1 rRNA gene is annotated in these 256 nt (G+C 56.2%); it reads left to right on the forward strand.

The features are described 5' to 3' along the window. A 23S ribosomal RNA gene (locus HYE82_RS37140) occupies positions 1-256 on the forward strand; the annotation flags it as partial.

Consider the following 256-nt stretch of genomic DNA (forward strand, 5'->3'; position numbering starts at 1 on the left):
GACAACCAGGAGGTTGGCTTAGAAGCAGCCACCCTTGAAAGAGTGCGTAATAGCTCACTGGTCAAGTGATTCCGCGCCGACAATGTAGCGGGGCTCAAGCGTACCGCCGAAGTCGTGTCATTGCAGCAGAAGCCCCAACGGGTGTTGTGATGGGTAGGGGAGCGTCGTGTGCCGGGTGAAGCAGCGCCGGAAGGTAGTTGTGGACGGTTCACGAGTGAGAATGCAGGCATGAGTAGCGATACAAGAGTGAGAAACT

Origin of the sequence: Streptomyces sp. BR123, from assembly GCF_013401435.1 — a bacterium.
Taxonomy (GTDB): Bacteria; Actinomycetota; Actinomycetes; order Streptomycetales; family Streptomycetaceae; genus Streptomyces.